The following is a 14605-nucleotide window of genomic DNA, read 5'->3' on the forward strand; positions in this document are numbered from 1 at the left end:
ACAATAATTACTATCCGTTTGGGATGCTACAACCTAACAGACATAAAGATTCTAAATCCTATAGGTATGGCTTCCAAGGACAGGAAACTGATTCAGAAATCAAAGGAGAAGGAAACTCTGTAAACTATAAATACAGAATGCACGATCCTAGGATTGGGAGGTTCTTTGCAGTAGATCCATTAGCGCCTGAATATCCACATAATAGTCCTTATGCTTTTAGTGAAAACAGAGTTATTGATGGTATAGAATTAGAAGGTTTGGAATACATCCATTATGCAATATACTTAGATAAAACAGGCACAAATGTTCTCAAGAAAGAAGTTATAGAGGATTATCGAAATATGAACGACTCTGAAATTCGAAAGCTTCATGGTAATTCTGCATCACATTTCTATCAAGCAAATTCACAGTCATATGGAAGTTTAGGAGAAGGTGTTGCGTTTACATATTTTGAGAAAAATGATAATGGAAATTTTGAAAGGAAAGAAACCAGAATGGAACAGACTCAAATCGGAGCAAGTTCTTTGATAACACATGGCTTATTTTATGGATATGGCTCTGTTACTGTAAATGGTCCAAGATTTGGAAAAGGAGTTGGTAAATATGATTTTGACGCAGAACCGATAGATATGGTAGACCAAATAGCAAAAATGCACGATTTTGAACAGGATATTCCAAGTTTTACTTCACACAAAGATTTGCAATTCATTGGTTCAGATATAAGATTAGTTTCAAGGTTAAAAAACTATCTTAAACAAGCAAATGAAGAAGGTTATATTGATCCCTATACAGGTAGACCTGCATCGGGAGAGGCTATAATTGCAGTAAATAACGCTATTGGTCATTTCGAACAAGAAATTAAATCAAAAAAGATTAGAATAGAAAAAGATTTTAAATCTGGCGATATAACGAAAGGAGAGTATAAAGAACTCAAAAGAACTATTAGAGATGCAGAAATTGAAAATTAGTGTTTTATTATTTGTAATTTTAACATCCTGTATAAGTCGCGAACTTATTTCTGTTACTCACGACAGTTTAGAATTTAAAAGCGAGTTTAAGAATGCAATTACTATTTCAAAACTTAAAGGTGTAAAATCAAAAAATAAAAAACCTTTATTTTATAATATTGATTCAACGGTTAGTTTAAGGTTAGATTATACATCGAAAAAGTATTCTATAGAGAAAAGAAGGATTGAATATTTTTATAAAGGCAGAAAATTTGATTATAAGAAAAGTATTGACTTTTTAAGAAAAAACAGCGGTTATTATTGGTTGTATGAAGGTGAAGGCTTTTCAAAAAAAACAGATACTTTTCCTTTAAAACTTAGTGTGGGTAGTTGGTTTAAAGTTACAGGCTTAATGCGTGAAAATGAAGAGTATTATTTATTTTTTCATATCAAATCAAATACAGATATAGAATATTATTCAGGAAAAATTAATTATAGTCCAATCTAAAACGTGCATTATCCCCCGCTAGCGCCTGAATCCTTTCGGGTGCCGGTTAAGATTGGTAGTCTAAAAGTTTGATAAAAGTAATCGTGCCCTATGCCGCGAGCGTCCCCTAGCTGTCGCTAGAGTGATCGCTCCCGCTAGTTTTCAAAACTAGTGGCGTTCCGAGTGATTAGGCTAGAGTAAGAAAAAATATTATATAAAAGCTGCTTAGAAATGAGTGGCTTTTCTTATTTTAGAAATTGATCAATTGATTGTAAAGGGATTACAATTCAATATTAGGTGGGATTACAATGTAATATGTAGTAGTAAACTGCAATACTACCCTCCTGTAGCTAGTATTTACTGATGGCGCTAGCTTGTTAAAGTAACGGCAAACTCAAGCATTTACTATTGACGTTAAAGGTTACTTTTTTTTTATACTCTTTGTTCATGTTGATTAAGATTATCAAAAATTATGATAACACTATATCCGTAAACAGCATCTATTTATTAAATGTTTTATCTTAGTCTTCTATTAACTATTAATTAATCTCATATAAAAACGACACATAATAACAGAATATATGAGTCATCCGTTTGGGATGCTACAACCGAATCGTCATAAAGATTCTAAATCGTATAGATACGGCTTCCAAGGACAAGAAAAAGACGATGAGATCAAAGGTGAAGGGAATAGTGTAAACTATAAATACAGAATGCACGATGCGAGATTAGGGAGATTTTTTGCCGTGGATCCGTTAGCAGGCAAATACCCTTGGAATAGCCCTTATGCATTTAGCGAAAACAAAGTAACTGTTCATGTAGAATTAGAAGGTTTGGAAGCAGTCTTCTGGGAATTTAAATATGATAACGATGGGACAAGAATTGGAGTTACTGAAGCAAGAAGAATTGAATCTAATACAGATAAGTATGTAAGTTTATATTTGATAAAAAACACTGACGGTAATTGGCATATTGTACCAAATGATTATAATAAATCTTTGTTATTAACGTCTACGGATGTAATCAGTACGTGGCAAGATGGAAATGCTAGTTATCAAAAAGCGATAGATGTGCATAATATGGGGGTTATTGGAGATTATGCAGCTACCATTTTTTATACTTTTGCAACAGCTCCAATTAGGTTTGGAAATGTTAAAGCACCAACTATTAATCGCTCAGCAAGTGTAACAAAGGGTGCGGCAAGAATTAGTAAGATTGAATCAGAATTAGCAAATGAAACTAGAAGAATAAACAAAAAGGCTGATTTAGATTGCGATTGTACAAATATAGCAAAGGATTTATCTAATTTAGATGGTGGTAAAGGAAAAATATTACAGATAACTACTTCAGAAGGAAATGGAGGGTTGACTGGATATCAATTAAACGGAAAAAACACTAAGACATTTAAAGGAAATGAATATGGCAATTCAGAAACTTTCAGCTTACATGAAATATACGTAAAAGAAGGACAAGTTTATGACCCGATGATGTCACCTAATCCAATACCGTTAAAAACATACAAGAAAATATATCAAGATTTGAATTCAACAGTAAAATTAGATTATACTCAACAATAAAATTAAACTTATGGAAAAGGATGTCAATAACACTTCAATGTATGAATGTTTTCAAGATGTAGGTATTCCTTTTGTTGCTTCCAGAGTAAGTATGTGGAGTAATGATAATAAATATGCTCGGGTTCCGTCATTTAGATTTTATTTTCAAGGATTAAATAAAGACGATATCACTTATAAAATCTTAGGCGACATTATTAAAGAATTTAAGGGAGAATTAACTTGGGAACTGTATACCAAAGAGAGTACTAGTAATTATAGTATAAAACCAATTAAATTTGGTAAGATTATTTCTAAGGAACTTATTGATAATGCAATTGCAGATATTCCAAATTTAATTAATTGGCTGAAAAAAAACTCCTTACGCTACCGATCATCTCTGACGAGTGGCAGTACGGAGTAAGCTCCAGCTGGCGCGAGCAAAACTAAGTAATTGCTAGCGCGAGCGTCACGGTCGTGCCGTTATAGATTGGTTTTGCATGGTGATTGGATAATAGTAAGAGTTACTACTATATAAAAGCTGCTTAGAAATGAGTGGCTTTTCTTATTTTAGAAATTGATCAATCGATTGTAAAGGGATTACAATTCAATATTAGGTGTGATTACAATTTAATACGCAGTGGTAAACTGCAATACTACCCTCCTGTAGCTAGGTAAACCGAACTTGTGAAATTGAGAAAGTTATTAAAATTGCATTAAGAGAAATAGCTTCTTTGGAAATAGAAATAAATCCATTAATAAAAATAACCTTTGGATATGATTACTACATGTATATAGAGATCTCCAAATCACAACAGGAATTGAGTTCTTTAGAAGAGAAAATTAAAGCTTTAGAGTTATTTATAACCTAATAGCAAAAACTATTATTTATTTAGGTAAATGTATTTTGAGATTAAAAACCATCCTAGATGATGCTAATATATTGATTGTTAGAGCTAGTTGAATGTAAAGTACTTGACAAATGTTTAAACAATAAGAAATTAAAATAAAAGCTACCTGAAAAGGTGGCTTTTATTATTTTTGAAAATGAAATAATATTTTAGCCTAATTTAGGAGAATAGAATATTAGGTAACTGTTACAATTTAATATGAAAAAGCAAACTGCAATACTACCGCTTTTTAAACAGTTTATCCGTGATTCTGAAACTGGAAAAAGGTTAAAGAAAAACGGAAGTAGAATCACTTCTGGAACTATAGACAATTATCGATATGTGTTACACAATCTAATAGAATTTTCTAACACTTGCAATTTTGATCTACGTATCTGTGATGTACAAAAATTAACCAAAAGAGAATTTGAATCTGAAAAAAACTACTGGAAAAAATTCTATCGAAAATTCTCTGATTTTATGTACAAAAAAGGATGTTACGACAATTATGTAGGTAGTAACATGAAACAAATACGTACATTTTTTAATTATTTAAACAATGAAAAACATCTAAATACAGGCGATTTTCACAAACTACTTTATGTACGAAAAGAAGAAGTAGATATCTTGGTGTTATCGCCAGATCAGTTAAAATTTTTAATCCATAATAAAGATTTTGAATCCAACCTTACTGGACCTGAAAAGCGGATAAAAGATATATTTGTATTTGGATGTACAACGGGGTTACGTTTTTCAGATATATTTTTATTAACCAATAAAAATTTTGAAGAGCAAAATGGAGATTGGTACTTGAAAGTAAAAAGCAAAAAAACCAAAGCATACAGTTCTACAAAATTACCATCTTACGCCGTAAAAATTTATCAAAAATATACCTCTAGAAGTTCAAAAACAATCTTATTTACCCCTGTAACATTATTTAACTTTAATAAAACACTAAAAAGCATAGGAGAAAAAGCCAGTTTCACAGCTCCTATTGAGCTTTCTAGAGAACGACAAGGGAAAACATATACAGTGCACAAAAACAATCAAAAAAAGCCAGAACGCTTTTGCGACAAAATGAGTTCACATATGATGAGACGTACAGCTATTACCACTCTATTAATTTTAGGCATGCCAGAGCATTTAGTACGGACAATTAGCGGGCATAGTGCCAATAGTAATTCTTTTTACCGATATGTACATTTTGCTCAATCCTATGTAGATAAAGAAATAGAAAAAGTACACGACAAGCTGAGCGATTATTAAAACAAAATAGCCACAATCTTCATAGGAAGGTTATGGTCATTGCTATTTTTAGCATAATGCAAAAAGATATTTGCGTTACAATTTTCACCTTTATTTACCCACTCTTTGTAGAGTGGGTGGTATTGCTATTATCTCTTATTCCCATCTACTTACTCAAAATGCTACTAGTTATAAAAACTAGAGGTAGCGATTACTCTAGCGACAGCTAGAGAATACTTCTCTTAGAGATCATAAAACCCAAAAAGCAAACTCCACCTAAACCAACAAAAGCCACCTTTTCTAGATAGCTTTTATTTTTAAATTATTTGTTTCTTACTGCCAATCTATAACGAGCCCGAGCCTCGCACTAGCCGTTACTTAGTTTTGCTCGGACTAGCTGGGGTCCAGACACACTTTTTTAGACACTACCAATAATTAAAAAGATATTTTACCCCTTTTTAACCAAACTACATTTTTATATCAAAAAAAAGCCAGAACATTTTTACTCGTTGTAGCTATTTTACTATGTTTCTCACTCTAACCCCACCAAGTTGGTACGGTACTAATTGCGAACTAGCTCTAGCGCATACTAGGACGAGCTGGGTGCAAAACAAGTAATTACAACGATATTTTAATGCTTTTTTATACCCTTTTTTTAACCAAATTACATTTTTCCATACAAAAATTTAGTCTTTATAGGTTGCATAAAACATAAAAAAAACAGCTACAAACTTAATGCCTGTAACTGTTTTTACCTATATTACTATACTCTCACGAAAAGTCGGGAGACATTTGCGCAGCTTTTCATTTTCAATTAATCACTCTTCGGAGAGCGGGGCTAAAGCTATCGCGCTGGTGATCAAAGGCTCGGCCTATCAAAAGAAATAAGGCTTGTTTTAACCATAGAATACTGAGCTAGAGATAGGTTTTATATTTATCCCTGTACACTACCATGGCATTAATTATAATCAATGGAACTATAATAAATAATAAACTCTGCAACTCATAATAGAATCTAGATTGACTAAAGAATTTAATTACAACAAAGTATCCAATAAAATAAATTAGAATCAAAAAAATAATCTTACTATAATAGTATCTGTTTTTTTTTATTTTGATGAAAAAAAATAAAATTATCAAACTAATAATAGGAACAGCCAATGTTGCGAATACAAAGAGAAATCATTTATTTTTTCTATTGAATTATAATATGATAAAAAAGCTATATTAGCTATAAGTACTAGCAATATTGAAGCTGATCTAATTAAAAATTGCCTATTCATCTAAGTCTTTTTGAAGTTCACTTGCAACATTTTTTCGTTTTTCTTTAGTATTGATATCTCCTAAATTACCACTAAAAGAAGAACTTCTATCTACATTATCTCCCGAATTAAACACTTTACCTTCTTTCGAAGAAGTGAAATTTACATTTACTTTTCCAGAATCATTACCTGTTACATTTGCAAAATTACCTAAAACTTCTAACCAAGACTGCGACTGTTTTTCCCTTGGAGAAGACCCCGTAAGGCCTAATAAAAATCCTGTTCCATAATTAGCCTGAGATACCCCTTCTATTTGAAAGGTTAAGTCTCCATTTTTATTTTGATCAATACTGAATGTAATAAAACCTCTCTCTACATGACCTCTTAAAGTTAAGAATGTTGCAGCAATTCTATTGTTTGTATTTTCTATTCTACCTACTTTAACATGACTATTATTTAAAGGACCAAATATGTCTATAGATATATTATCTCCTATTTTCATTTTACCTTCAGGAAAATCAGGGATACAAACTCTTAAATGAGTGTGATAAACAACAAACCCTCTCATTGTTTACCTTTGAGGGGTGTTGTTTTTTCTTACTCTTACCGCCACTAGCAAATGCTAGCGATAGCATAATCTAGGAACATCAGGGTTATTTTAATAAAAACCAGTCTTCTAAATCTTTACCAAAGCTAAATTCAAAACCTTTTCTATTAACTGTAAAATTACCGCTGGAAGTATTAACTGGTATCGTTCCAGAGTATCCATAGCCTTTTTTACTACTATTTTCAGTAACATTTACTAATACCATATTTTCTTCCCAATTCAAATACACCAATAAATAGTCGTAGAAATTATCATTTTTGTTAATGATATCAGGATTCATCCCAACATTATATTTACGTAGCACTGTTCCACAATAAAATTCATCTTTATAATCAATTCCCTTTAATGGTACTAAATTAATTTTATCCGTCATAATTCTTTGTGTATACTATTTTAAAGTTTAAGATCATGTCCTCCTGAGGTATCTGCAGCTTTAGTTTTGATTCCTTCAAAGTTCATTTCTCCCTGATGTTTACCTTTTTTATTTAAAACTTCAAAAGCTCCATGTTGAGTATCTAAAGCAAATAAATCACCATTTTCTGATTCATAAACATCTCTTCCATTATTTTCAGAGTACTTGTTATTCTTCTTCCATCCATTTCCATCCGCTACTCTTTTTCCCGCTGCTTTGTATTCTGCAATTCTTTCTTCTGCTGATAGTTTTCTTGCTTTGTTATAAAATTCATCAAAATTCTTAACGCCTCTACTACTAAAAAACCAATCAACAATTGCTCCTCCTTGCTTATTATCAAAAACTTGCCAAAACCCTTTTAATACCTGTTTTGTACTTCCTCCTGATATAAATGGAACAAAAATACCTACTCCAGCTAATGAATAATCTACAACTCCTGCTTGTGATCCATCAATAGTTCTCCCATCCATTATTACAGATACATCCTCTGCGTCAGTAAATCCTCCAAATTCTGTAAAATAAGAGTGAAAATAAATTTGCCAAGTAGGAATAGTAACAGGTTCTTCTCCTATTTGTATTAGTCTTGCGTTTCCTGCATCTCTTGCTTTCACAAGCCCTTCAGCATATTTATTAGTAGCAACAACTTTTTCCTTCATCGCGCTTGCAGCTTTCCTCATAATTTCTTTATCAGCATCAGCTGCCTTTGCCTGAATTCCTCCTTGAGCCCTTTGCCACTGTCTAAATCGATAATCTGCTCCTTCCAATCCTTCCAATTCAAATTTATCTATTAACCTATTCTCACTAAAAGCATAAGGACTATTCCAAGAATACATTGGAGCAAGTGGATCGACAGTAAAGAATCTACCAATCCTAGGATCATGCATTCTATACTTATAGTTTACACTATTCCCTTCACCTTTGATCTCATCATCTTTTTCCTGTCCTTGGAAGCCATACCTATAGGATTTAGAATCTTTATGTCTGTTAGGTTGTAGCATCCCAAACGGATGACTCCTAATATCCTGTTTTTTGGAGTCGTTTTTTAAGAAAAAAGGAGATTAATTAATATTTAATAGAAGACTAAGATATAACATTTAATAAATAGATGCTGTTTACGGATAATAGTGTTATCATAATTTTTGATAATCTTAATCAACATGAACAAAGAGTATAAAAAAAAAGTAACCTTTAACGTCAATAGTAAATGCTTGAGTTTGCCGTTACTTTAACAAACTAGCGCCATCAGTAAATACTAGCTACAGGAGGGTAGTATTGCAGTTTACTACTACATATTACATTGTAATCCCACCTAAAATTGAATTGTAACCCCTTTACAATCGATTGATCAATTTCTAAAATAAGAAAAGCCACTCTTTTCTAAGCAGCTTTTATATAATATTTTTTCTTACTCTAGCCTAATCACTCGGAACGCCACTAGTTTTGAAAACTAGCGGGAGCGATCACTCTAGCGACAGCTAGGGGCATACTAGGACGAGCTGGGTGAGGACAGGAACTTATTAAAAGACCCTGCTATGCTTAAAAGATTGAATGATATTTCTGCTTTCTCTAAAGCAGAGCAAGAGCACATCTTATTTGCTATTGATGCAATGATTAAGTTAGTTAAAATGAATAGCCTGTAAATAAAAAAGCCCTACATCTCTGTAAGGCTTCTCTAACTTTTTATCTATTTTCTACTTAACAGATAGTATTTTATCATTTTTCAAATAATCCAAGAGGCTATCAAAAAAAACATCTAACCCTGCATTACTTTTATCATCACAACTTTTTCCTACTCTAAAAAAATAAAAATCAAATTCTTCTTTATCGTACCCAGAGTTTTGGGATATCATATGGTAGCACAACTTATAGGATTTCTCGTCCTCTGAATTTGGGTCAAATGACTTTTCTCCTATCAAAAAAACATCATTCTTAGTAATATCAAAATTCTCCATATTCGCTAAGAGTATGCCATTTTCAGGAAAAACAAATCTTCGCTTATTGCCCTCAATAAAGTTTCCTCCATCCTTACAACCGTTCACAATCACATACCAATCGGCTGTTGGTTCTGAAAAAACATATTCGTTCGGTAACTCTTTGTTTGCACATCCTAAAAGCACAAACATAAATAATAACATACTAATCCGGGTCATAATCTGTCTGTACTTTATCGTTAGTAACATTCGTTCCTGTATTCTGATTTTTAGGACTTAAATTTGTGAAATTTTTATTCCAAGCATCTAATTCATACCAAGTACCATTACCTAAAGAAACTCCTTTAAAAGTGTCATCATCATTAAAGAGAATAAAGAAGTTAAATTGCTGCATTCTTTCATTTCCTGCACCGTTCAATTCAGTCATTGGACCTAAAGCTTCATTAAACATCCCATCTGGTCCAGACACCCCAAAAAACAGTTTATTACCGCCAACATCTGTAAGATATGTTTCATTAGAAGGAAATCTATCTCCTTTTATTAAACCTGTTACTTGAAATTTGTTATTGTTTGTCATCTGCTTGAATGTGATATCTAATTTCACATCAATGTCTGCAACAAAAGGTTGCATTATCAATAATGGTTCAGCATTGCCACCTGCATAATGATAATTTAGAGTTCCATTAGCATAATTGAAGCTTTCAAATTTTGCAGCAGAAAAATCTGCATCTCCAGTCCATAATGACCAAGAACCGTAAGCTTGCCTTTTTATGTCTGCAGCTCCAGTTAGACTTAAAGTAACCTTACTACCTATCCTAAACTTTTCATTAAGCTTTGAACCTGGATTTACTTTATCTCCAAAACCTCTATTCTCACCATCTCCGTGAAAACCACCGCCAAAATCATCAAAAGGTGCAAAAGCATAATTATGAATAGAAACTCTTTCCAACCCTTCTAATTCTCTGGAATCAATTACTCTATTTTCACTAAAAGCATAAGGACTATTCCAAGGGTAAGATTTCGTAAGTGGGTCTATTGCAAAGAACCTTCCAATACGTGGGTCGTGCATTCTGTACTTAAAGTTCACGCTATTTCCTTCTCCTTTGATTTCTGAATCAGTTTCCTGTCCTTGGAAGCCATACCTATAGGATTTAGAGTCTTTATGTCTGTTAGGTTGTAGCATCCCAAACGGATGACTCATATATTCTGTTATTATGTGTCGTTTTTATATGAGATTAATAGTTAATAGAAGACTAATATATAACATTTAATAAATAAATGCTGTTTACGGACAATAGTGTTATCATAATTTTTGATAATCTTAATCAACATGAACAAAGAGTATAAAAAAAAAGTAACCTTTAACGTCAATAGTAAATGCTTGAGTTGTCGTTACTTTAACAAACTAGCGCCATCAGTAAATACTGGATTCAGGAGGGTAATATTGCAGTTTACCACTACATATTAAATTGTAATCGCACCTAATATTCAATTGTAATCCCTTCACAATCAATTAATCAATTTTCAAAAAAAAGAAAAGCCACTTATTTCTAAGCAGCTTTTATATAATATTATTTCTTACTCTAACCTAATCACTCTGAACGCTACTAGTTTTGAAAACTAGCGGGAGCGATCACTCTAGCGGCAGCTAGGGGATTAAACCTGCTATTGATACTGCTAAAAGTATTGCAGATGTACTTGGTGTCACTGTAGATTTCTTGATTAGTGGTGAAGACGTGATTATGGATAAACAACTACTTCAAAAAATTAAGGATATTGAGAGTTTTAGCTATAAAGAAAAAGTAAAAGTTTACGAACTTATCGATATGGCGATTTCTTACCATAAAACTAAAAAAGCATATTCATAAAAAAACTACCTGTTACAGTAGCTTTTATCTTTATTTTATTTCTTACCCTAACCACTAAACCAAGCAGTGACGGTACCAGTTGCAAACTGGCACTAGCGATCACGGCATACTTGTGCCATCAGGGTTTTTTACTATTAGGTTATGAATAATCCTAAATCTTTAATTTTCTCTTCTAAAGAACTCAATTCCTGATTTGATTTGGAGAATTCTAAATACATATAGTAATCATAGCCAAAGGTTATTTTTGTTAATGGATTTATTTCTATTTCCAAAGAGGCTATTTCTCTTAATGCAATTTTAATAGCTTTCTCAATTTCAAAAATTCGGTTTATCCCTATAATCATACCGGAGTGTAATATATTGTGAAATTTGCTTAAATCTACTTGCTTGTTATTTTTTAACCATTTCTTATTAGTATACTTATACACATTTTGTATCCTAATTTCCTCTACTTCAAAATAATCGATTATTAAAAAAATACTTTGAATATATTTTTTTTCAATTCTTAGATATTCCTCTTCCGTAAATAAATTATCGTTGAAAAATTTACCAATGTCTGATATTGAGGTCCATTCCTCTTTTAAGTAAATTCCTTCAGAGCTTCTGTCAGTTGGATTATATTTTGTAATGGATAGTTTATCAATCATATTATCAATCATATTATCAATCATCTAGCTTTTTAGACAAATCTGCATTATAAGTTCCTTCTCGAGTTGATTTTCTTTTTAAATTTTCTGCTTTACCTCTAGCCTTTTTAAATACCCCTCCTTTATGCCCATCAAGATCTGGAGAAATAAACTCTTTTCCTTTTTTGAAAACTGGAGCTTTAAATCCATCTTGTCCTTTGTTTTTGAATAACTTAAAGCCTTCAGGAACTTTGATTGATAAATTCTTAGCAGCTTGTCCTGTACCTTGAATAAACTTTATAATTCCAGTTTTTGGATTAAATCCAGCTTCTACAGTGTTCTTCAAAACTTCCCCAGGTGATTTACCCTTCAAAATCACACCTACTGTTCCTGCTATAACCGCAGAAGATTCTATCTTTTCTTCTATTGTGCCGTTTGACATTACATCTTCATAATTATCAAAAGCATTTGATAGATTAGAAGGTAATTCGGCTAATCTCGCAGGAGTTCCTTTTAAATACTCCCAATTACCACCTGCATCTTCTATCATTTGTTGTTCCTCGGGTGTGGATGGTCGTATAGGTGCAATATTTTCAAGGAGTGTATTCATTCCTCGACCAGCTGCATTTACTTTAGATGCTGCTTTATCATTATACCAGTCATAGAGAAATGAAGAAACACCTAATGCTGGATTCTGATTGTGCATCGTCATATGAGTTTGAAATGAAAATTCTTCTAGACCTTCCAGCTCAATAAAAGCAATTAGCTTATTACCACTGAATGAATAAGGTGTATAATGCGGATATTTAGCAGCCAACGGATCCACGGCAAAAAATCTCCCTAATCTAGGATCATGCATTCTGTATTTATAGTTTACAGAATTCCCTTCCCCTTTCAGTTCATCGTCTGTTTCCTGTCCCTGAAACCCATACCTATAGGATTTAGAGTCTTTATGTCTGTTAGGTTGTAGCATCCCAAACGGATGACTCATATATTCTGTTATTATGTGTCGTTTTTATATGAGATTAATTAATAGTTAATCGAGAACTAAGATATAAGATTTAATGAATAGTTGATGCTTTCGGATAACAGTGTTATCATGATTTTTGATAATCTTAATCAACATGAACAAAGAATATAAAAAAAAGTAACCTTTAACGTCAATAGTAAATGCTTGAGTTTGCCGTTACTTTAACAAACTAGCGCCATCAGTAAATACTAGCTACAGGAGGGTAGTATTGCAGTTTACTACTACATATTACATTGTAATCCCTTTACAATCGATTGATCAATTTCTAAAATAAGAAAAGCCACTCATTTCTAAGCAGCTTTTATATAATATTTTTTCATACTCTAGCCTAATCACTCGGAACGCCACTAGTTTTGAAAACTCGCGGGAGCGATCACTCTAGCGACAGCTAGGGTTATTTTTTCATAAAATTCATAGTTGATTCTATATAAAATTCAAGAACATATAAATCCTTCGTAATTAATTTCATCAAAGGTGAATCCCAGTTATAATCTTGTATTAAATGCAATATAAAATTGCCTTCCAAATTCTCGGTTTCTCCATACCAACCAATATCGAAAATTAAATTTTTATTTTTATTTTCTACTTGAAACATATCTTCAAATAATAAATTTCTCTGTTCTTCTAATGTTTTTTCAAAAGATATTAAATCATTTTTGACAATCACTAAATGATTCAAATTAAATCCTTCTTTTTTTTGTAAATCATCCATCCGTATCATCAACTTTTTTCGTGTATTTTTCATAATCCCTTTTTGTAATAGGTGAAGCGTGAACCTCTTTGGTGCTAGGGGTCATTTCAACTCTCATGTATTGTGTTTCTTTACCAGCAGCAGCACCAATAGTTTCTTCTGCATCATAAACTTTCCAAGGCTTACCATTATTAACAGCAGTGCCATTTGACCAAGCTTCTTTTACTAAATCGTCAACGTCATCAAAATCCATATCATTATGGAATTTAGAAGGTCCATTTTTTGTGCTCTTAACAACACTTTTCCAAGCGTTAGCTCCTCTGGCATAATGCTTAAATCCATATTTTACAATTTTTAATTCACTAGCAGAAGTTTTTAATGCAGCTACAATAGCCGGGTTTTTCATTAAAAACGCAGGAGTACTTAATCCTCCCACTTTCATTGGAGCAAACATTGTTCCAACCACTACCACATCACTAAGCAAACCAAGAAATTCTTCGACTGGTGTGCCTTCTGGAACTATATATGGTCGTGACTCCATAAGAATAGATTCACCAGTTGCCGGATCAATTGCGTATCCCCATTTAATCCAAGAAGATGGGTTTTCTGGAATATAACCAAAATCTCTATATTGCTTAGCCATAACCCTAGCATAAACCTCCATTCTCATTTGCTCAGAAGTTCCTTGTAAAGCATAAGTCATAAGGTTTTTAAATGAAAAACCTATTTCCCTTGCTGTAGCTACAGTAGCTATAGCATAATCATCACCTCCTGGTAATTCATAATCCTTATATTCTAAACCTTCTAATTCCACTCCATCAATTACCCTATTTTCACTAAATACATATGGACTATTCCATGGATACCCACTAGCAAGAGGATCCACCGCAAAGAACTTCCCAATCCTAGGATCGTGCATTCTGTATTTATAGTTTACAGAGTTTCCTTCACCTTTCAGTTCATCATCTTTTTCCTGTCCCTGGAAGCCGTACCTATAGGATTTAGAGTCTTTATGTCTGTTAGGTTGTAGCATCCCAAACGGATAGTAATTATTGT

The 14605-nt window shown here is 32.5% G+C and carries 15 protein-coding genes; 6 read left to right on the forward strand and 9 right to left on the reverse strand.

What is annotated here, in order from left to right:
* The 5 genes from Q4566_RS16630 to Q4566_RS16650 form a co-directional block, all read left to right on the forward strand.
* The coding region (locus tag Q4566_RS16630) for an RHS repeat domain-containing protein (RefSeq protein WP_303423630.1) at nucleotides 1-968 on the forward strand (968 nt) is incomplete at its 5' end.
* On the forward strand, nucleotides 949-1455 hold the full coding sequence (locus Q4566_RS16635) for a hypothetical protein (protein WP_303423632.1): 507 nt from the start codon (nucleotides 949-951) through the stop codon (nucleotides 1453-1455). The genes Q4566_RS16630 and Q4566_RS16635, both read left to right, overlap by 20 nt.
* A gap of 560 nt (nucleotides 1456-2015) precedes the next feature.
* The gene (locus tag Q4566_RS16640; protein WP_303423634.1) at nucleotides 2016-3011 is read left to right on the forward strand and encodes an RHS repeat-associated core domain-containing protein; all 996 of its coding nucleotides are present in this window, start codon (nucleotides 2016-2018) and stop codon (nucleotides 3009-3011) included.
* Nucleotides 3012-3021: 10 nt separating this feature from the next.
* A complete protein-coding gene (locus Q4566_RS16645) occupies nucleotides 3022-3411 on the forward strand; it encodes a hypothetical protein (protein ID WP_303423636.1) in 390 nt (129 codons plus the stop codon).
* A gap of 685 nt (nucleotides 3412-4096) precedes the next feature.
* On the forward strand, nucleotides 4097-5143 hold the full coding sequence (locus tag Q4566_RS16650; RefSeq protein WP_303423638.1) for a tyrosine-type recombinase/integrase: 1047 nt from the start codon (nucleotides 4097-4099) through the stop codon (nucleotides 5141-5143).
* A gap of 1254 nt (nucleotides 5144-6397) precedes the next feature.
* On the opposite strand, the gene Q4566_RS16655 is transcribed toward Q4566_RS16650, so the two are convergent.
* The 5 genes from Q4566_RS16655 to Q4566_RS16675 all read right to left on the reverse strand — a co-directional run bounded on the left by Q4566_RS16655 (nucleotide 6398) and on the right by Q4566_RS16675 (nucleotide 10535).
* Nucleotides 6398-6952, reverse strand: coding sequence for a DUF1990 family protein (locus Q4566_RS16655; RefSeq protein WP_303423640.1), 555 nt, complete (start codon nucleotides 6950-6952; stop codon nucleotides 6398-6400).
* A gap of 85 nt (nucleotides 6953-7037) precedes the next feature.
* Entirely contained in the window at nucleotides 7038-7364 is a 327-nt protein-coding gene (locus tag Q4566_RS16660; protein WP_303423642.1) for a hypothetical protein, read from the reverse strand.
* Between the two features lie 20 nt (nucleotides 7365-7384).
* Nucleotides 7385-8401, reverse strand: a complete 1017-nt coding sequence (locus Q4566_RS16665) for a hypothetical protein (RefSeq protein WP_303423644.1) — start codon at nucleotides 8399-8401, stop codon at nucleotides 7385-7387.
* A gap of 693 nt (nucleotides 8402-9094) precedes the next feature.
* A complete protein-coding gene (locus Q4566_RS16670; protein WP_303423646.1) occupies nucleotides 9095-9538 on the reverse strand; it encodes a hypothetical protein in 444 nt (147 codons plus the stop codon).
* Between the two features lies 1 nt (nucleotide 9539).
* A complete protein-coding gene (locus Q4566_RS16675) occupies nucleotides 9540-10535 on the reverse strand; it encodes an RHS repeat-associated core domain-containing protein (protein ID WP_303423648.1) in 996 nt (331 codons plus the stop codon).
* A 541-nt stretch (nucleotides 10536-11076) separates the two neighbouring features.
* On the opposite strand from Q4566_RS16675, the gene Q4566_RS16680 reads away from it, so the two are divergent.
* Nucleotides 11077-11202, forward strand: a complete 126-nt coding sequence (locus tag Q4566_RS16680) for a hypothetical protein (RefSeq protein WP_303423650.1) — start codon at nucleotides 11077-11079, stop codon at nucleotides 11200-11202.
* 134 nt (nucleotides 11203-11336) lie between these two features.
* Here the strand turns inward: Q4566_RS16680 and Q4566_RS16685 are convergent, their stop codons facing one another.
* The 4 genes from Q4566_RS16685 to Q4566_RS16700 all read right to left on the reverse strand — a co-directional run.
* Nucleotides 11337-11873: a hypothetical protein gene (locus Q4566_RS16685; protein ID WP_303423652.1), complete on the reverse strand. Its 537-nt coding sequence runs from the start codon at nucleotides 11871-11873 to the stop codon at nucleotides 11337-11339.
* Nucleotides 11866-12819 (reverse strand): toxin C-terminal domain-containing protein, encoded by a 954-nt coding sequence (locus Q4566_RS16690; RefSeq protein WP_303423654.1) that lies wholly within the window; start codon nucleotides 12817-12819, stop codon nucleotides 11866-11868. The genes Q4566_RS16685 and Q4566_RS16690 overlap by 8 nt, the downstream gene beginning before the upstream one ends.
* A gap of 433 nt (nucleotides 12820-13252) precedes the next feature.
* Entirely contained in the window at nucleotides 13253-13570 is a 318-nt protein-coding gene (locus tag Q4566_RS16695; RefSeq protein ID WP_303423656.1) for a hypothetical protein, read from the reverse strand.
* On the reverse strand, nucleotides 13563-14605 hold a 1043-nt coding region (locus Q4566_RS16700), incomplete at its 5' end, for an RHS repeat domain-containing protein (RefSeq protein ID WP_303423658.1). The genes Q4566_RS16700 and Q4566_RS16695, both read right to left, overlap by 8 nt.

The sequence above is a fragment of the Tamlana sp. 2_MG-2023 genome (assembly GCF_030548465.1).
GTDB lineage: Bacteria > Bacteroidota > Bacteroidia > Flavobacteriales > Flavobacteriaceae > Pseudotamlana.

Bases quoted from the DNA above. Each gene is read 5' to 3' on its own strand.
- Q4566_RS16675 (WP_303423648.1), bottom strand. From the start codon at position 10,535: ATGAGTCATCCGTTTGGGATGCTACAACCTAACAGACATAAAGACTCT.
- Q4566_RS16680 (WP_303423650.1), top strand. From the start codon at position 11,077: ATGGATAAACAACTACTTCAAAAAATTAAGGATATTGAGAGTTTTAGC.
- Q4566_RS16640 (WP_303423634.1), top strand. From the start codon at position 2,016: ATGAGTCATCCGTTTGGGATGCTACAACCGAATCGTCATAAAGATTCT.
- Q4566_RS16665 (WP_303423644.1), bottom strand. From the start codon at position 8,401: ATGCTACAACCTAACAGACATAAAGATTCTAAATCCTATAGGTATGGC.
- Q4566_RS16695 (WP_303423656.1), bottom strand. From the start codon at position 13,570: ATGGATGATTTACAAAAAAAAGAAGGATTTAATTTGAATCATTTAGTG.
- Q4566_RS16635 (WP_303423632.1), top strand. From the start codon at position 949: ATGCAGAAATTGAAAATTAGTGTTTTATTATTTGTAATTTTAACATCC.
- Q4566_RS16655 (WP_303423640.1), bottom strand. From the start codon at position 6,952: ATGAGAGGGTTTGTTGTTTATCACACTCATTTAAGAGTTTGTATCCCT.
- Q4566_RS16690 (WP_303423654.1), bottom strand. From the start codon at position 12,819: ATGAGTCATCCGTTTGGGATGCTACAACCTAACAGACATAAAGACTCT.
- Q4566_RS16650 (WP_303423638.1), top strand. From the start codon at position 4,097: ATGAAAAAGCAAACTGCAATACTACCGCTTTTTAAACAGTTTATCCGT.
- Q4566_RS16645 (WP_303423636.1), top strand. From the start codon at position 3,022: ATGGAAAAGGATGTCAATAACACTTCAATGTATGAATGTTTTCAAGAT.
- Q4566_RS16685 (WP_303423652.1), bottom strand. From the start codon at position 11,873: ATGATTGATAATATGATTGATAATATGATTGATAAACTATCCATTACA.
- Q4566_RS16670 (WP_303423646.1), bottom strand. From the start codon at position 9,538: ATGTTATTATTTATGTTTGTGCTTTTAGGATGTGCAAACAAAGAGTTA.
- Q4566_RS16660 (WP_303423642.1), bottom strand. From the start codon at position 7,364: ATGACGGATAAAATTAATTTAGTACCATTAAAGGGAATTGATTATAAA.